Below are 15,983 nucleotides of genomic sequence, written 5' to 3'. Positions count from 1 at the left end.
CGTCGTGCTTGGCGAGCAGGGCGGAGTGCTGCTTGGCCAGGTTCTCCAGGGCTGGGGCGAGGCGGGCGGCGACGTCGTGCTTGGCGAGCAGGGCGGAGTGCTGCTTGGCCAGGTTCTCCAGGGCTGGGGCGAGGCGGGCGGCGACGTCGACCTTGACGGCCATGGAGTAGAGCTGCTTGGAGTGTCGCGACTCAGCGTCGAAGAGCGCAGACACATGGGGGCTTACCCGGCGGTTTGCCATGCCCTGAGCCTACTTGATGATCAGTAGCCAATCGCTTACGTTATGTGATATTGCACTATCGTTGCCGCATTGAGTTTGAACTGGACTTGGTGAGCTGGTCTTCCCGTCTCTACTGATCATCGCAGTGGTCTGTCGGCGAGCTTCTCTCGGGTTCTTTGCTTCTGATGAGGACATCAAAGGAGGCGAGATGATCGCAGCCGGCAAAGAGCGACTAGTCCACTGGTTCCGCACTGCTGCGCTCGTAGGCTCGAATCTACTCAGTGGGCTGGCCATTGAGGCGGCGTGTCGGGCTAAGCCCAGCAATCGGGCTGCCTTTTTGCATCGCCTTCTAAGCGTTTTCGTTCGCCGGTGGTTGTACGACGAAGCTACCCATTCCGGGCTCTGTTCGTATGAGCCCGTCCTGTCGCAAGGCGCGGTGAACCTTCTGGCCCGTCGCCGTTGCGATGCCGTAGATCTCCTGTAGCCCAAGGACGGATGGCACCTGGTCGCCGGCAGCGAGCTCCCCGCGCTCGATCTGCCCCTTGATGTCCTCATACACCTGGACCCACCGAGGTACCCCCGGCTTCCACTCCAGCCCTTGATCAGCCACACGAACACGCTAGGTACGTGACGCCATGCCTAGCGAGATATGCCATGCCTGGTGTGCTATAGCATGGTGTACTACAGTGCAGGTCATGGCGACCCCGGAGAGCAAGCCTGACCCCGTGTCCCGCCAGGGCCGCGAAGAGGTCACGCCTGTATGGGTGCCGTTTCAGAGCACTCGTGGTGATCGGCTCCGGGTATCCGAAACGGCCTGCTGCGGAGTTTATGAATGGGCCTGCCAGGGTGGCGTGTATTTCATACTCCGCTACACCAAGAAGAACGGATACGAGGAAACCGGAAGGGGGCTCTACCGGGAAGCGCGAGCTCTATGGGATGACCTGGCCATCGCACACAAACTCACTCACTCCAATGGGCGACCGCCAGGCGCCCAAAACTCCGCCCCAAAGAAATCGCCTTCGAACGGCTCCCAGGAAGGATGATCCACGCATGACTCAAGATAGCCGAGACCAATTCATCCACCTCATGCGGTTGGCGTGGGACCTTCGAATGGCCGGGATAGGGGTATCAGTCAAGTTGCTGCATGGGCAAGAGCCATTTCTGGAGATCTCTAGAGCCGTAGGTCCATTACGGGTGATGGCGTCTCAGCAATACAACGAATGGAGGTTCACTTGGGGTAGGGGTCGAGACAGCTCGATATCCGCTCTCAGTGAGGATGTCGTGTTCAGAATATTGCAACTTGCCCGAAACGATGAGGAGCTAACTCGCGGGTCATTCAGGTAGAGGCGAAGTCATGTCTTACCTTCGAATCGCTGCAATCCTGAGAGGTAGAATCCAGGAGCGCGATTACCCGATAGGTGCCCTGCTACCGTCTGAGGCGGCCCTTTGTGGGGAGTTCGGCGCGGCTCGTTCTACTATCAGGCGAGCGCTAGGGTTACTAGAAGGCGAGGGGTTGATTGTCGTCATCCCCGCGAAAGGGCGCACCGTAAAAGGTTTCCTCAACTCCACGCCGTACCTCTACGTGGCCATCGCCGAGGATATCCGTAGCGGAATTCGTCAGGGGAAGTTGCGGGTAGGAGATGCTGCGCCGAGTGAGGCTGTGCTTTGCAAGCGATATGGCGTCTCACGCAACACGGTCCGTCAGGCTCTTGCAATCTTGCAGAACGATGGGACGCTGATCGTCCAGCCGGGAAGCGGACGATTCGTAGCTATCGCTGCTGGCACATAGCGGCCTGCCCTCAGTGGGCAACTTCCTCCGGTTCGGCCGTTAGCTCGTGCCAGGGGATATCTGCGGTCGTGATGATCTGCCCTTTCCCAACGAACCGCGAGGCCACGAAGAGCCCCGCGTCGTGAGCGACCTGCCCCGCGTGACTGGCAGAAGCATCCGCGATGAGCCACGGCGTGAGATCCCGCTCAAAGGCGTCGACCACCGTCTTAAGCACACAGCTCTCTGTGTCGAGACCGCAAATGTAGAAGTCTCTCCATCCGTATTTCCGCGCGAGCTGGTCGCCCTTTTCGCTAAAGAAGCTGTAGATGGTCTTGTCGACCACGGCCGTAGCCTTGCCGGCCATCGGGAGCAACTCGGGCACGATGTCAATCTCAGGCGACGTCTTCACCTTCGACCAGCGGATCAACCGCTCATAAGGACTGCCGTCATAATTGAGATACCGGGTGAAGACCACCGACCCGCCCGACGCCTGCCACCTCTCCACCAGAGAGGCAATCACTGGTATGGCCGGGCTGGAGTGCTCGCTGATGAAGCCGTTCTGCGCGTCAATGACGACCAACACCGACGTCTTGTCGAACATGGAAACTTACCTCTCCCTGGTGTCGCGAATAATGTCGATCGCCTCTGAGAGCCGGTCGGGCGTTCCGCTCGTGTCCAGAATCGCCATGCGCATGCACTTGTGATATTCAGTCTCTTGTGGGCGCGCATTGGTCAGCCGCGAGCGTGTGCCACGAAGAAAGCGCCACCCGTATTGATCGGCTACTTGCGGGTCTTGCCCCTGTTCGATCTGCGTATTGATGAACTCGCAGTACGACCACATGGATTGCGTGGCAAGCTCAACATTCACAATCTCGGACTCGGCAAGCGCCCTACGCGGCGCAGTGGGGTAATAGACCACACCCGACCACGACGCATATCCGATAGAGATCCCCTTGAACCCAAACGAAACCATTTCGCTGTGCTCAAAGCCGTCCGCCAAGAGCGACCGCTCGACAAGTTCAGCGTGAGCCAGTGAAGCCCCAGACATCTCCGAGTCCCGCTCATGCAGAATCCTCGGGATACACATGATGCGCATGGCCGTATCCAGTTCATGCGACTGCCACGACGGCGCATGAACCCAATACGCGCTCAGCACATAGGACGCCTTAACAGAGGCAGATAGCGCCTCCGACAGATACCCCGACGCCCACGCCATATCCCGGACGTACGTCCGCCGACGCCATATCGCCAGATTCGCAAGGTTGGGCAGTTCCAACTCCTCGACAAGATGGAACATGGCCACACCGAACGGCCAGACATAGAGAGCGCACTTCCCATGCGCGTTGGCAACGTCCACGCGATGGCATTCGAGCCCGAACATCGCGCCGGCGGAAACAGCCGACTCACGCGCGATCAGCTCATCAACCCGCGACGCACCGATATACGCGGGGATGAACTTGTGCGACCGAACCCCGGAAAGCGGCCTCGACGACGTCTGCGCCGGCTCGATAACCCCGAACAGTTCTTGCGTCGTCGCCTTGTAGACCGCGCAATACAGCTCGATGTAGAGCGGGTCCTGACAGGCGGCCTTCCCGACCTCATGCCGATAGATGGTCTTCTCGATCGAGTCGAGCTCTGGCAACCCGCGCGCCGCGCCCAACCGATGCAACTCCTGAGCCGCACGCCGTCGACTCCACCCGAGCTTCTGACGTGCAGCGGTCAGCACCCGGTTCGGCTCTAATCGCTTGCTCGGATCCCGAGACAGGGGAACCTCGGACATCAGCCGTGTCCTCTCGTGTCCAGTCCTGTCATCTGCCGGTCAGGAGTCCCAACTCCGAAGCTGAAGGCATGACACAGAGGCACCGCACAAACCGCCGTAGAGCTCCCCCTCAAACCGCAAAGAGGGACTTCCGCAAATCACCTGGTACCGGTTGCACGTCATCTGACCTGCCCGTAATCGGGGATTGCCGGGGACTTGTCAAGGCTAGACGGACGGCACTCAACCTGTCCCGTCCTGTATCGATCCTTCCACTTTCGGCATCGAAGATTTCGCGATTTCCCGGAACCCAGCGATCTCCGTGCCGGTCACCTCGACCGCACATGCGGAAGGGAGGTGCGAATTGAAGATCCCGATCGGCGGCACGTACGCCGCCCGGTGCCGCTGCGGCGCCCTCACCGACCAGATCGGTGGCCACTGCCACAAGTGCGTGAGCCGCTTCCGCTGGTTACGCCGCAGAACTCCCCACTAGCAGCGACAGGAGTACGCCCCCATGTTCGTGATCATCACGATCGCCGCTTTCGCGCTGGCCCTGTTCATGACCGCCTTCATCCAGGCCGTGATCGTCATGAAGAGGGAGGACAAGGCGGCCAGTCGGTCGCTCACCCACCGCACCGCGACGGCCGCGATCTCACGTCGCGCAATGGGGCTGCACGTGATCGACGACCTCGACCAGCGCCCGATCAGCTACGGAGGGAGGTGATTTCACCCGTGATCTCGATCTCCCTCGTGCTCCTCCTGGGCGTGGCCGTCTTCATCGCCCTGCGCTTCACCTACCTGCGCATCTGGCAGGCCACCGTCTGCGTCCTGTTCGGCTTCTACCTCTCCGAGACGGCCGCCGCCCCGGAAGTGCGCCGGTTCATGTCGATCTTCCTGTCGACCGTATTCGGCATCTCTTGAGACCACCTGACACGCCATCCATCACCACAACAGAAGGAATCGATCATGCGCACCAAGTACACCGCTCTGACCTGCCACCCGACCACAGGAGGTGATCCTCACGACCACCAGGCCGAACCGCTCACTGGTTGATCTCCAGGAGACCCGCACCAAACACCGCTACGCCCTCAACCTGATCGCCCGCCGTTCCCGACTGCGCGGCATGCTCCAGCTCACCGAAGACGGCCGCGCCGTCATGACCGTCCTCAACCTCATCCCCGTCCTCTGCGCCGAAGTCGAACGCCTCTCCCGCCGGCTCGACGCCGCGAGGCTGGACCACGAGAACCTCACGGCCGCCGTACAGGCCACGCTCGCCGCCCACGACTACGGCGAGCCGGACCCGCTCTACTACCTGCGCGACGAACTCGACGCGCAAGGCGGCCACATCCCGGTACCCCCGCCCTCCGCACGACGCCGGTACCGCTTCCCGTACTTCGAACCGGGTGAGCCCCAATGAACGGGCAACGTCGCCTCACCCGCCATCAGATGCGCCGGCACGCAAGGCGAATGCGCCGCGTGGGCGTCGAGCCGGTCATGCTGATGACCGGAGAGTCCCCGTTCGGATCAGCCGCAATCGTGGTCATCTGCTCGTGGCTGTGGCGCTACCGGTCCGAACTCACTCCGTTCGCCGTCGCCGCCCTGGCGGAGACCGTCGCCGTGCTGTTCCACATCAACGACCCCGAATCCTGGACAACCGTTCTGACCATCACGGGCGTACTGGCCTGGCTGGTCGTGTTCTTCGGTCACCTGGTCGGCCTCAGACACGGCGCCGAACGCACCTACGCCGCCGTCTGCGCCGCGATGGTCGGCGCGTGGGTCAGTGTCGCCACGGCGATCGGTCCCGGCACGGCGCCCATGCCGGTCCTGCTGATCGTCGGTGGCACGCTGATAGCTCTCCCGTGGTGGGCACACCGTCGCCGACGTGCTCGTGTACGAGTAGAGCGCACCCTGGCCGCATGGCCAGAGATCGCCCAATCGATCGGCCTGACAGGATCGCGCATCCAATCGGCCGTCGTCGATCTGTGGGGCTACCGTGCCCGCGTCGCTCTGGCCCGTGGCCAGACCGTAGAGGACGCCATGGGCAAACTCCCCGCGATCGAATCCGCGCTGGGCACCCGCCGCGGCGCGGCCCGAATCCAGCCGATCCCCGAACGCGCCAACCGGCTCGAACTGCGGATCATCGAAACCGACCCGCACGCCGACGCCATCGTCTGGCCAGGACCGGCGAACACGTCGATCACCGACCCGATCGAGTTGGGCGTCTTCGAAGACGGCACCCCGGTAACCGTCTCCCTGCTACGCCGTCACGGCCTGGTCGGTGGCGTGGCCGGGGCTGGCAAGAGCGGCGGCGTGAACGTCATCATGGGCAGCCTCACGGCCTGCCCCGACGTGATCGTGTGGGGCGTCGACCTCAAACGCGGCATGGAACTGCTCCCGTGGGCGTCCTGCCTCGACCGCATCGCCACCACACCCCAGGAAGCAGACGAACTGCTGGCCGATGCCGTCGCCATCCTCGACGGCCGCGCCGAGATGCTCGCCATGAACGGTGTACGGGTCTGGGAACCCACCCCAGAAGCCCCAGCGCTAGTCATCGTCGTCGACGAGTACGCCGAACTCGCCGACGACGCACCCGAAGCGATCCTGTCAGCCGATTCGATCGCTCGCCGAGGTCGCGCCGTCGCCGTGACCCTGGTCGCCGCAACCCAACGCCCATCCCAGAAGGCCATGGGCAACAGCGCCGTGCGCTCTCAGATGGACGTACGCGTCTCGTTCAGAGTCAGGGAACGCCGTGACGCAGACCTGATTCTGGGCCAGGGCATGCACAAAGCCGGCTGGCACGCCGACCGCCTCGACGCCCCCGGCAAGTTCCTCATCAGCGCACCCGAGCACGACACCCCACGCCGTGCGCGGACGTACCTTCTCGACGACGCCACCGTCCAAGCCACGGCCGAAAGGCACGCCGAACGACGGCCGTCACTCGATCCGGTCTCCCTGGTCGCCCTGGAACAGTCACCGCGACCATCCCCAGAACCCCAGGGCAGACACCACCGCAACGGCAACCACGACGGCGCGGAAGAAGCGCTGTGGACGGCACTACGCGAGGCACCCGAGCAAGGCGCGACTCTCGGCGAACTGATCGACGCGACCGGCATGAGCCGCCCCTGGCTCTACAAGCGACTCCGCGAGTACGCCGACGCCGGTCGAGTGATCCAAATCGCGCGCGGACGATGGCGCGCCGATTCCTCCGCCGACTAACTCAACGTAATCGTCTCAGGCGTTTGTCTACGTCTCCGTCTCGCACGCGTCTGCACATAGGCGCTGAGACGGAGACAAAGACAAACACGGAGACATTCACAGCGAGTGACGAGGGGAGGTGCGCACATGAAGGCATACACCGTCGAGCAGATAGCCGAGATCCTCAGCGTCGGGCGAGACAAGATCTACTACCTGCTCCGTACGGGTCAGCTCAAGAGCATCAAGATCGGCAAGTTACGTCGAATCACCGATCAGCACCTTGCCGACTTCGTTTCTTCCCTGGAGACCATCGACGAGGCGTAGAACGCCGTGATACAACGTTCTACAGTGCCTTTTGATAACTCCATACACCCGAAAGGAAGCCGTCTAATGACGAGCGACCGAACGACCCTGCCACCCGTCCGGGTGGATGCGGAGCTGAAAGCGCGGCTCCGCAGGTACGCCGAGTCGCAGGAGCGGGATGTGTCGTGGGTGATCAGGAAAGCGATCGAGGAGTACCTCAACCGTCACGAGAAGGGATGATCCCTTGGCCAAGATCCTGATCGGTAAGTACGAAGCGACCATCTATCCCGAGGGGGATGGCTTCACCGGAGCCGTCTCCCTCGGGTTCGCCCCCGATGGCAAGCGCCGGCGACTCAAGCGCAAGGGCAAGACCAAGACCCAGGTCAAAGACAAGCTCATCAAGGCTGTCCAGGACCTTGAAGCAGGGGTGACCGCATCGGAGATCTACACCGTGCGCGATGCCGTCAACGACTGGCTGAGCAAGGGCCTCAAGGGTCGATCCGAGGCCACGATCACCAAGCAGCGCATCCTTGCCGAGACGCACGTGATCTCGAAGCTGGGCAAGACCAAGCTTCAGGACCTACGCGCCGATCACGTGGACGAGTGGCTGGACGAGCTCTCAAGTGGATTGGCCACCCGGACGCTACGGGATGTCCACAGCGTCTTGAAGCGGGCCATCCGGCAAGCTCAGGTGCGCGACAAGGTGGTCCGGAACGTCGCCGAGTTGGTCACCACACCCACCGGGAAGGACGGGCGTCCCAGCAAGGCACTCACCCGGCAACAGGCGGAATCAGTGCTCAAGGCCGCAGAGTCGTCCGAACTCCATGCCTATGTGGTGATCAGTCTCACCACGGGCGTCCGGACCGAAGAGGCTCGCGCGCTGCGCTGGGATCACGTCGTCGCCTGGCTGCCGGCCAGCAAGACGTGGCAACCGGTTACCGAGGTGGGTTTCAAGCACAAGAGGTTCGCCATCTACGTGTGGCGTGCCGATCGAGTAGGAGGTGACACCAAGACCCGCAAATCGCGGCGCACGCTGGAATTGCCCGTGCTCGCCGCTCAGAGTCTCAAGCAACACCACGCACGCCAGGCCACCCGCAAGCTCAGTGCAGGCGGAGCCTGGCAGGAACACAACCTGGCGTTCTGCCGGACTGACGGGACACCGCTGGACGCCGGGAGCGTACGGCGAGCGTTCCGTAAGGTCACCGATGCCGCAGGGGTCGGAACTGACTGGACGCCCCGCGAGCTGCGTCACTCGTTCGTCTCGATCATGAGTGAACAGGGCGTGCCCATCGAGACCATTGCCGATCTTGTCGGGCACGCGGGCACCAGCGTCACGGAGGAGGTCTACCGGCACCAGCTCAAGCCGGTGATCACCAAGGGGGCTCACACGATGAACATCATCTTTGGTGGCAAGCCGTCGCGTTGAGTCTGAGTGAGATGGCTCCCCGATTGGCTCCCGAAGACCCTCAGACACAGAAAAGGACCTGACCCGCAAAGCGGATCAAGCCCTTTACCTGCTACTCCACCGTCGGGGTGGCGGGATTCGAACCCACGGCCTCTTCGTCCCGAACGAAGCGCGCTACCAAGCTGCGCTACACCCCGGTGGTTTCTGCCTCGCAAAGTCTAGCGGACTTTCGCACCGCTTGCGTCATCGCGCCACGCGGGGCACCAAGGTCAGCAGCGTCGCCTCCGGCGGGCACGCGAACCGCGCAGGCGCATACGGCGACGTGCCGAGCCCAGCGGACACGTGGAGCCACGCGGACTCGTGGTGGCTCAGACCCTTCACCCGGGCCCGATCGATCCCACAGTTGGTCACCAGGGCCCCGTAGAAGGGAATGCAGAGCTGCCCCCCATGCGTGTGCCCCGCCAGGAGGAGCTGGTAGCCGTCGGAGGCGAACCGGCTCATGTTCCGGGGCTCGGGCGAGTGCATCACGCCGAGGCGCAGATCGGCGTCCGAAGGAGCGGGACCCGCGATCCGGTCGTAGCGGTCAAGGTCGATGTGGGAGTCGTTGATCCCGCCGATGGCCACGTCGAGGTCGGCGACCTTCAGGCGGGCGGTCGTGTTGTTCATGTCGAGCCACCCGGCCGAGGTCATCGCCGTGCCGAGTTCGAGCCACGGCAGGTCGGGGATGTTGCGCTTCTTACTCTCGGTCTTGGACGTCCGCCACAGGTATTTCGCCGGGTTCTTGAAATGCGGCGAGTACATGTCGTTGGAGCCGTACACGAAAAGGCCCGGGAGGCCCAGGAACGGTTCGACGGCGCGCAGGTAGGCGGGGATCGCGTCGGGGTGGGAGATCGTGTCGCCGGTGTTGACCACCAGGTCGGGTTCGAGCCTCTCCAGCGATCGCACCCAGTTGATCAGGCGGGTGCGGCCGGGGGTCAGGTGCAGGTCGGAGAACTGGAGGATCTTGACCGGACGGCGGCCGGGTTCCAGCACCGGCACGTCGAAACGGCGCAGCCTGAACCAGTTGCGCTCGACGATCGACGCGTAGCCCAGGCCGGCGAGACCGAGACCGACCACTCCCAGAGGTACCGCAACGACTTTCCGCACATCCCAATCATGCCCGAACGCCGGGTGAGCCCGGGATAACCCGGAGAGATCCCACTGCGGGACACGGCAAGATAAGGGGGCATGAGCGCTCTCAAAGACAGGCTGAAGGCCGACCTCACGACTTCCATGAAGGCCCGTGACGACATCCGGCTGCGCACCATCCGCATGGCGCTGGCCGCCATCAACGTCGAGGAGGTCGCGGGCAAGGCGGTCCGCGAGCTCAGCGACGACGAGATCGTCAAGGTCCTCACCAAGGAGGCCAAGAAGCGGCGCGAGGCGGCCGAGGCGTTCGCCGGGGCGGGCCGCGAGCAGCAGGCGCAGGCCGAGCTCGAGGAGCAGGCCGTGCTGGAGGCCTACCTTCCGGCCCAGCTCTCCGACGACGAGCTGGCCGCGCTGGTCGACGAGGCGATCGCCGAGACCGGGGCCGCGGGGCCGCAGGCCATGGGCCAGGTCATGAAGGTCGTCAACCCGAAGGTGGCGGGCCGGGCCGAGGGCGGCCGGGTCGCGGCGGCCGTGCGGGCGCGGCTGGCGGGCTGATCGTCCCCACACCCAACGGCTGAGGGCCCTCCCCCCGCTCGGGGAAGGGCCCTCAGCCGTTTTCTCAGCCGTTGTCCGGCGGGATGATCACGCCGCCGCCGTTGTCGTCCGGGGGCGGCGGGTTGAAGTCGCCGCCGTCGTTGTCGGGGCCGCGGTCGGGGCCACGGTCGGGACCGTCGCCGCCGCGGTCGTCGCCGCGGTCGGGCTTCGGCTTCGGCTTGGGCTGGCAGAAGCCCGGCGAGCAGCCGCCGAACTTCGACATGTCGACGTTGGTGAACGACGTCGCGGGCACGTCCTTCAGCGCCTTCAGCATCGTGGCCTTCCAGATCGGGCCCGAGATCGAGGCGCCGTAGACGTACGGGAAGGAGGTGCCGCCGATGGTGACGCCGGTCAGGTCGTACTTGAAGGCGCCGCGCGGGTCGCCGATGCTGACCGCCGCCGCGAGGTCGGGGGTGTAACCGGCGAACCAGGCGGCGGTGTAGCCGTCGGTCGTGCCGGTCTTGCCCGCCGCGTCGCGGCCGATGCCGCCGACCGCCGTCATGGTGCCCTTGGTGAAGACGCCGCTGAGGATCGAGCTGGCCGCGTCGGCGACCTCCTCGTCGAGGACCTGGTCGCAGTCGGGCTTGTAGTTGGTGGCCTTGCCGTCGCGGTCGACGATCTCGGTGATGACGATCGGCGCGCAGTACTTGCCGCGGGCGCCGATGGTGGCGTAGGCGTTGGCGACCGTCACCGGGTCCATCTCGTTGACGCCGAGCGTGAAGGTCGGGACCTGGCGCAGGTCGGCGCCGTCGGCCCGGTGGATGCCCAGCTTCTGGGCCATCTTGACGACCTTGCAGAGGCCGACGTGCTCTTCGAGCTTCATGAAGAACGTGTTGACCGAGCCCCAGGTGCCGGTCTGGAGGGTGTTGAACCCGCCCGCGCCCTCACTGGAGTTGAACACCTGGTGGGTCTCGCCGGTGCGGTTGCCCTCGCAGTCGCGGAAGGGCGACAGCGCGTTGGTCGGGATGTCGTAGGTCTTGCCGGTGGCGAACCCGTCGTTGAGCTTCATGCCCTCGTCGAGGGCGGTCAGCAGGGTGATCACCTTGAACGTGGAGCCCGCCTGGAAGCCGGAACCACCGCCGTGGGAGCGGTTGGCGGCCAGGTTGTAGCTCATCTCGTTCTTCTTCTTGTTGTCGCCGAACTTGCGGCTGGCGGCCAGCGCCTTGATCGCGCCCGTGCCCGGCTCGACCAGCGCCTCGGCCGCGACCTGCTCGTCGCTCGCGTAGACGTACTTCTTGATCGCGTCGTCGGCGGCCTTCTGCATCTTCGTGTCGAGCGTGGTGCGGATCGTGAGGCCACCGCGGTTCAGGAAGTCGCGGCGGGCCTTCTGGGTCTTGCCGAAGTCGGAGTTGTTCAGGATGTCGTTCTGGACGTACAGGCAGAAGTAGGGGTAGGCGCTGTCCTCGCAGCCACCCGGCATCTTCTGGCCCTTGTAGCCCAGCTTCTCCTTCTTGGCCTCGGCCGCCGCGGCCGGGGTGATCTTCTTCAGTTCGGCCATCCGGTCGAGCACCAGGTTGCGGCGCGCGAGCAGCCGCTCGCGGAACTCCTTGCCCCGGCCCGGGTCGGTCTGGCTGGGGTTCTGCACCGCGCCGGCCAGCGTCGCGGCCTCGTGCAGCTCCAGCTCGGAGGCGTGCTTGCCGAAGAAGCGCTTGGACGCCGCCTCGATGCCGTAGGCCCCATCACCGAAGTAGGAGATGTTCAGGTAGCGGTTGAGGATCTCGTCCTTCGAGTACTTCCGCTCGATCGCCATGGCGTAGCGGATCTCGTTGAGCTTCCGCGTGTACGTCGCCTCGATGGCTTTCAGCTGGTCTTCCTCGGTCTCGGCCGAGTTGAAGATGACCAGCTTCACGTATTGCTGCGTGATCGAGGAACCACCCTGGACGACGCCGCCGCCGGTGATGTTCTTGATCAGCGCGCGGGCGGTTCCCTCGATGTCGAGAGCGCCGTGCTCGTAGTAACGGAAGTCCTCGATCGCGATGATCGCCTGCTGCATGACCGGCGCGATCTTGCTCAACGGCACGGACTCGCGGTTCTGGAAATAGAAGTTCGCGATCTGCTTGCCGTCGGAGTCGAGCAGGACGGTCTTCTCGGGCAGCGGGGGCTCGTTGAGCTCCTCCGCCTCGATGCGTAGCGATTCGACGCCCGACTTCGCGCCGAACCCGGCTCCGCCCACGGCCGGTAGCCCGACCGCCGCAACCAGAACACCGGCCATGGCAGCGGCCACGATGAGCTTGACGAGGCTCAAGATCGCGTTCCCGAAACGGGCTTTGCCTGAAGCTTGCACGAGGCTAAGCGTACGTCGAAGCAAGGGGAGATTCGGTACCAAACGCACCACGGCGCATTACCCGCGCGTGGGATGACTAGTCATCTCCGGACACCGCCACCCGCCAAATTTGGTCCCTGCGGGTCTGTCCATTCGGTCGCAGAGTCTCGTACGTTCTCCTCTGCGGCAACTGAATAAGGAGGCTCGGCGACCGCGCCCGTCGGCCCCAGAAGTCACGACTGACCACCTAAGGGGAGTGGGGTCGAAAAATGTGGATCACGGATTGGACCTCCCGTGCCGCCTGTCGAGGTGCGGATCCTGACGCTCTGTTCGTTCAGGGCGCCGCACAAAACCGGGCGAAGTTGATCTGTCGAGGATGCCCTGTCCGTACCGAATGCCTCGCCGATGCGTTGGACAATCGCATCGAGTTCGGGGTATGGGGCGGAATGACCGAACGGGAAAGGCGCGCCCTCCTGCGCCGTCGGCCCGACGTCGACTCCTGGCGCGACCTGCTGGAGCTGGCGAAGGAAGAATACGAACGCACCAATGAGCTGATCGCCGGCTGACCCTCAGCGCTTGGCCAGGAGTTCGCCGATCTCACGCAACCCGTCGAGATCGTGAACATCCTGTGACATCGCGGGCACTTGGGTGACCGGCACGGTGGGGTGGGCCGAAGCGAAGCTTTCCTGCTCCCGGTGCTCGCGAGCGGCGAGTTGCATCCGCCCGGCGTGCAGTCTCAGCACGGCGGCGGTCAGCTCATGTTCACCACGAGACTCCAGGTCTTCCGCGGCGGCGGTGCTCCGCGCCGCGGAAAGACCGGGGGCCGGTGAGCGGTGCACCCGGTTGACCACCAGACCGGCCAGCGGCATCCGCTCCTCGGCCAGTCGCTCCACGAAATAGGAGGCCTCCCGCATCGCGTCACGCTCCGGCGTGGCCACCACCACGAAAGCGGTGCCGGGGGCCTGCAGCAGTTTGTAGGTCTGCTCCGCCCGCTGGCGGAATCCACCGAAGACGGCGTCGAGCGCGGAGACGAACGTCTGGATGTCCTTCAGCACCTGGGCGCCGAGCACCTTGGTCAAGACCCCGGCGACGAGGCCGAACCCGGCGTTCAGGATCTTGAACGCGCTGCGCCCGCCCGCCTTGGCGGGGGCCATCAGCAACCTGATCAACTTCCCGTCGAGGAACCGCCCCAGCCGCTCGGGCGCGTCGAGGAAGTCGAGCGCCGACCGTGACGGCGGCGTGTCGACGATGATCAGATCCCACTCGCCCGACCGGCGCAGCTGGCCGAGCTTCTCCATGGCCATGTATTCCTGGGTGCCGGAGAAGCTCGACGAGAGCGACTGGTAGAAGGGGTTCGTCAGGATCTGGCGGGCCCGCTCGGGGTCGGCGTGGGCCTCGATGATCTCGTCGAAGGTCCGCTTCATGTCGAGCATCATGGCGAACAGCTCGCCGTCGGCCCCGGCGACCTTGCGCGGGGTGTTGTCGAGCGAGGTCAGGCCCATCGACTGGGCCAGCCGCCGGGCCGGGTCGACCGTGAGGACGACGACGTTGCGGCCGCGTTCGGCCGCGCGCAGCCCGAGGGCCGCCGCCGTGGTCGTCTTGCCGACGCCGCCCGATCCGCAGCAGACCACGATCCGGGTGCCCGGGTCGTCGATGATGCCGTCGAGATCGAGCTCAGGCGAGGTCATGCGGCTCCCTGCGTGCGGATCGCTTCGGCGAGTTCGTAGAGCCCCGCCAGGTCGGCGCCGTCCGCCAGCAGGGGTAGTTCATATCGTGGCACCCCGGCGGTCTCCAGCGCGTCACGCTCGGTTCTTTCGAGCTCGGCCCGCCGCTGTTGTTCGGCGACCTCGCCGCCGAGGGCCTCGGCGATGACCGCCGCGTTGCCGTCGTCTCCCAGCCCGGCCGCCTTCACGCCCATGGCGAGTTCGGCCAGGTCGAAGGGCCCTTCGAGGACGGAGTCGACGGTCCGGACCATGTTGACGAAGATCCCGCCGACGGGCAGTTTGGCCGCCCGCAGCTCGGTGACGCCGTCGAGGGTCTCCTGGACGGGCATCTCCTCCAGCAGGGTCACGAAATGGACGGCCGTCTCGGGGGAGGCCACCACCCCGCGGACCATGTCTGCGTGGGTGCGTACCGGACCGACTCTCGCCAGGCCGGCCACCTCTTGGGTGACGTTGAGGAAGCGGGTGACGCGGCCGGTGGGCGGGGCGTCCATGACGACGGTGTCGTACACCCTCTTGCCGGTCTTGTCGCGGCGCCTGACCGCCTCGCTGGTCTTGCCGGTGACCAGGACGTCTCTCAGGCCCGGGGCGATGGTGGTGGCGAAGTCGACCACGCCCATCTTGGTCAGCGCCTTGCCCATGCGCTTGAGGCCGTAGAACATCTCGAGGTATTCGAGCATCGCCTCTTCGGGGTCGATGGCCAGGGCGTGGACGTCGCCACCTCCCGGCGCCACCGCGATCCGGCGTTCTTCGTAGGGGAGCGGTGGAAGGTCGAAGACCTGCGCGATGCCCTGGCGGCCCTCCACCTCCACGAGCAGCACCTTGCGGCCTCCGGCCGCCAGGGCCAGGGCCAGGGCGGCGGCCACGGTCGTCTTCCCCGTGCCGCCCTTGCCGGTCACGACATGGAGACGCACTCCGTCCCAGTCGGTGTCGCGAGATCTCACACCCGTGAGGCTACCCAAAGGCCATTTCCCGATACGCCGAGGCCTGCTGGGTATCGATAACCTTCCGCCATGACGAAGTGGGAGTACGTGACCGTGCCGCTGCTGACGCACGCGACCAAGCAGATCCTCGACAACTGGGGCGACGACGGCTGGGAGCTCGTGGCCGTCATCCCCGGCCCGAACCCCGAGCAGCTCGTGGCCTACATGAAGCGGGCCAAGGCGTGACCACCCCCGAAGACCGCCTGTCGGCTCTGGGCCTGACGCTGCCGGAGGTCGCGCCGCCGCTGGCGGCCTACGTGCCGGCCGTGCGGTCGGGGAACCACGTCTACACCTCGGGTCAGCTCCCCATCGCCGCCGGTGAGCTGCTGAAGACGGGCAAGGTCGGCGCCGAGGTCACCCCCGAGGAGGCCTACGAGCTGGCGAAGGTCTGCGCGCTCAACGCGATCGCGGCGCTGAAGTCGATCGTCGGCGACCTCGATCAGGTGGTCGGCATCGTGAAGGTCGTCGGCTTCGTCGCCTCCGACCCCTCGTTCACGGGCCAGCCGCAGGTCGTGAACGGCGCCAGCGAGCTGCTCGGCGAGGTCTTCCAGGGCGCCCACGCCCGCAGCGCGGTCGGCGTGGCCGTGCTGCCCCGGGATGCCCCGGTCGAAGTCGAACTGATCGCCGAGATCCGGTAGATCTACACT

The 15,983-nt window shown here is 65.0% G+C and carries 20 protein-coding genes and 1 tRNA gene; 13 read left to right on the top strand and 8 right to left on the bottom strand.

Features of this window, described 5'->3' with window-relative positions; genetic code table 11:
- Positions 1-569: 569 nt before the first annotated feature.
- Complete coding sequence (locus ACYQ78_RS12295) at positions 570-779, bottom strand: GntR family transcriptional regulator (protein ID WP_459800919.1); 210 nt, start codon at positions 777-779, stop codon at positions 570-572.
- Between the two features lie 795 nt (positions 780-1,574).
- Between ACYQ78_RS12295 and ACYQ78_RS12290 the strand changes: the two genes are divergently transcribed.
- Positions 1,575-2,009: a GntR family transcriptional regulator gene (locus tag ACYQ78_RS12290; protein ID WP_459800918.1), complete on the top strand. Its 435-nt coding sequence runs from the start codon at positions 1,575-1,577 to the stop codon at positions 2,007-2,009.
- A 10-nt stretch (positions 2,010-2,019) separates the two neighbouring features.
- On the opposite strand, the gene ACYQ78_RS12285 is transcribed toward ACYQ78_RS12290, so the two are convergent.
- Positions 2,020-2,589: a cysteine hydrolase family protein gene (locus ACYQ78_RS12285; protein ID WP_459800917.1), complete on the bottom strand. Its 570-nt coding sequence runs from the start codon at positions 2,587-2,589 to the stop codon at positions 2,020-2,022.
- Between the two features lie 6 nt (positions 2,590-2,595).
- Positions 2,596-3,768 carry a helix-turn-helix domain-containing protein gene (locus tag ACYQ78_RS12280; RefSeq protein ID WP_459800916.1) on the bottom strand — a complete coding sequence of 391 codons (1,173 nt, stop codon included), beginning with the start codon at positions 3,766-3,768 and terminating at the stop codon, positions 2,596-2,598.
- Positions 3,769-4,108: 340 nt separating this feature from the next.
- Between ACYQ78_RS12280 and ACYQ78_RS12275 the strand changes: the two genes are divergently transcribed.
- The 8 genes from ACYQ78_RS12275 (at position 4,109) to ACYQ78_RS12240 (ending at position 8,668) form a co-directional block, all read left to right on the top strand.
- On the top strand, positions 4,109-4,237 hold the full coding sequence (locus tag ACYQ78_RS12275; protein WP_459800915.1) for a hypothetical protein: 129 nt from the start codon (positions 4,109-4,111) through the stop codon (positions 4,235-4,237).
- A gap of 21 nt (positions 4,238-4,258) precedes the next feature.
- Positions 4,259-4,468, top strand: a complete 210-nt coding sequence (locus ACYQ78_RS12270; protein ID WP_459800914.1) for a hypothetical protein — start codon at positions 4,259-4,261, stop codon at positions 4,466-4,468.
- A gap of 8 nt (positions 4,469-4,476) precedes the next feature.
- The gene (locus ACYQ78_RS12265) at positions 4,477-4,665 is read left to right on the top strand and encodes a hypothetical protein (RefSeq protein WP_459800913.1); all 189 of its coding nucleotides are present in this window, start codon (positions 4,477-4,479) and stop codon (positions 4,663-4,665) included.
- 91 nt (positions 4,666-4,756) lie between these two features.
- On the top strand, positions 4,757-5,161 hold the full coding sequence (locus ACYQ78_RS12260) for a hypothetical protein (RefSeq protein ID WP_459800912.1): 405 nt from the start codon (positions 4,757-4,759) through the stop codon (positions 5,159-5,161).
- A gap of 50 nt (positions 5,162-5,211) precedes the next feature.
- Positions 5,212-6,960, top strand: coding sequence for an FtsK/SpoIIIE domain-containing protein (locus ACYQ78_RS12255; protein WP_459800911.1), 1,749 nt, complete (start codon positions 5,212-5,214; stop codon positions 6,958-6,960).
- 126 nt (positions 6,961-7,086) lie between these two features.
- Positions 7,087-7,263: a helix-turn-helix domain-containing protein gene (locus ACYQ78_RS12250; RefSeq protein ID WP_083957864.1), complete on the top strand. Its 177-nt coding sequence runs from the start codon at positions 7,087-7,089 to the stop codon at positions 7,261-7,263.
- Between the two features lie 66 nt (positions 7,264-7,329).
- Positions 7,330-7,482: a CopG family ribbon-helix-helix protein gene (locus tag ACYQ78_RS12245; protein WP_083957866.1), complete on the top strand. Its 153-nt coding sequence runs from the start codon at positions 7,330-7,332 to the stop codon at positions 7,480-7,482.
- A 4-nt stretch (positions 7,483-7,486) separates the two neighbouring features.
- Positions 7,487-8,668, top strand: a complete 1,182-nt coding sequence (locus ACYQ78_RS12240) for a tyrosine-type recombinase/integrase (RefSeq protein WP_459800910.1) — start codon at positions 7,487-7,489, stop codon at positions 8,666-8,668.
- A 102-nt stretch (positions 8,669-8,770) separates the two neighbouring features.
- On the opposite strand, the gene ACYQ78_RS12235 is transcribed toward ACYQ78_RS12240, so the two are convergent.
- A tRNA-Pro gene (locus tag ACYQ78_RS12235) sits at positions 8,771-8,844 on the bottom strand.
- Between the two features lie 46 nt (positions 8,845-8,890).
- Entirely contained in the window at positions 8,891-9,793 is a 903-nt protein-coding gene (locus tag ACYQ78_RS12230) for a metallophosphoesterase (RefSeq protein WP_459800909.1), read from the bottom strand.
- An 81-nt stretch (positions 9,794-9,874) separates the two neighbouring features.
- Between ACYQ78_RS12230 and ACYQ78_RS12225 the strand changes: the two genes are divergently transcribed.
- Positions 9,875-10,330: a GatB/YqeY domain-containing protein gene (locus tag ACYQ78_RS12225; protein ID WP_459800908.1), complete on the top strand. Its 456-nt coding sequence runs from the start codon at positions 9,875-9,877 to the stop codon at positions 10,328-10,330.
- 64 nt (positions 10,331-10,394) lie between these two features.
- On the opposite strand, the gene ACYQ78_RS12220 is transcribed toward ACYQ78_RS12225, so the two are convergent.
- Positions 10,395-12,614 (bottom strand): transglycosylase domain-containing protein, encoded by a 2,220-nt coding sequence (locus tag ACYQ78_RS12220; protein WP_459800907.1) that lies wholly within the window; start codon positions 12,612-12,614, stop codon positions 10,395-10,397.
- A 287-nt stretch (positions 12,615-12,901) separates the two neighbouring features.
- Here ACYQ78_RS12220 and ACYQ78_RS12215 point away from each other — a divergent pair, with 287 nt between their 5' ends.
- Complete coding sequence (locus tag ACYQ78_RS12215) at positions 12,902-13,198, top strand: WhiB family transcriptional regulator (protein WP_061296783.1); 297 nt, start codon at positions 12,902-12,904, stop codon at positions 13,196-13,198.
- A gap of 3 nt (positions 13,199-13,201) precedes the next feature.
- Here the strand turns inward: ACYQ78_RS12215 and ACYQ78_RS12210 are convergent, their stop codons facing one another.
- Positions 13,202-14,320, bottom strand: coding sequence for an ArsA family ATPase (locus tag ACYQ78_RS12210; protein WP_459800906.1), 1,119 nt, complete (start codon positions 14,318-14,320; stop codon positions 13,202-13,204).
- On the bottom strand, positions 14,317-15,297 hold the full coding sequence (locus ACYQ78_RS12205; RefSeq protein WP_459800905.1) for an ArsA-related P-loop ATPase: 981 nt from the start codon (positions 15,295-15,297) through the stop codon (positions 14,317-14,319). The genes ACYQ78_RS12210 and ACYQ78_RS12205 overlap by 4 nt, the downstream gene beginning before the upstream one ends.
- 69 nt (positions 15,298-15,366) lie before the next feature.
- Here ACYQ78_RS12205 and ACYQ78_RS12200 point away from each other — a divergent pair, with 69 nt between their 5' ends.
- A complete protein-coding gene (locus ACYQ78_RS12200; protein WP_459800904.1) occupies positions 15,367-15,522 on the top strand; it encodes a DUF4177 domain-containing protein in 156 nt (51 codons plus the stop codon).
- A complete protein-coding gene (locus ACYQ78_RS12195; protein ID WP_459800903.1) occupies positions 15,519-15,974 on the top strand; it encodes a RidA family protein in 456 nt (151 codons plus the stop codon). The genes ACYQ78_RS12200 and ACYQ78_RS12195 overlap by 4 nt, the downstream gene beginning before the upstream one ends.
- Positions 15,975-15,983: the final 9 nt, after the last annotated feature.

It is taken from the genome of Herbidospora sp. RD11066, from assembly GCF_054661255.1.
This window is presented reverse-complemented; position numbering and strand designations above follow the sequence as displayed.

Coding starts and splice junctions, on each gene's coding strand:
- ACYQ78_RS12200 (WP_459800904.1), top strand. CDS start 15,367: ATGACGAAGTGGGAGTACGTGACCGTGCCGCTGCTGACGCACGCGACC.
- ACYQ78_RS12245 (WP_083957866.1), top strand. CDS start 7,330: ATGACGAGCGACCGAACGACCCTGCCACCCGTCCGGGTGGATGCGGAG.
- ACYQ78_RS12285 (WP_459800917.1), bottom strand. CDS start 2,589: ATGTTCGACAAGACGTCGGTGTTGGTCGTCATTGACGCGCAGAACGGC.
- ACYQ78_RS12280 (WP_459800916.1), bottom strand. CDS start 3,768: ATGTCCGAGGTTCCCCTGTCTCGGGATCCGAGCAAGCGATTAGAGCCG.
- ACYQ78_RS12210 (WP_459800906.1), bottom strand. CDS start 14,320: ATGACCTCGCCTGAGCTCGATCTCGACGGCATCATCGACGACCCGGGC.
- ACYQ78_RS12215 (WP_061296783.1), top strand. CDS start 12,902: ATGTGGATCACGGATTGGACCTCCCGTGCCGCCTGTCGAGGTGCGGAT.
- ACYQ78_RS12250 (WP_083957864.1), top strand. CDS start 7,087: ATGAAGGCATACACCGTCGAGCAGATAGCCGAGATCCTCAGCGTCGGG.
- ACYQ78_RS12290 (WP_459800918.1), top strand. CDS start 1,575: ATGTCTTACCTTCGAATCGCTGCAATCCTGAGAGGTAGAATCCAGGAG.
- ACYQ78_RS12225 (WP_459800908.1), top strand. CDS start 9,875: ATGAGCGCTCTCAAAGACAGGCTGAAGGCCGACCTCACGACTTCCATG.
- ACYQ78_RS12270 (WP_459800914.1), top strand. CDS start 4,259: ATGTTCGTGATCATCACGATCGCCGCTTTCGCGCTGGCCCTGTTCATG.
- ACYQ78_RS12255 (WP_459800911.1), top strand. CDS start 5,212: ATGCGCCGCGTGGGCGTCGAGCCGGTCATGCTGATGACCGGAGAGTCC.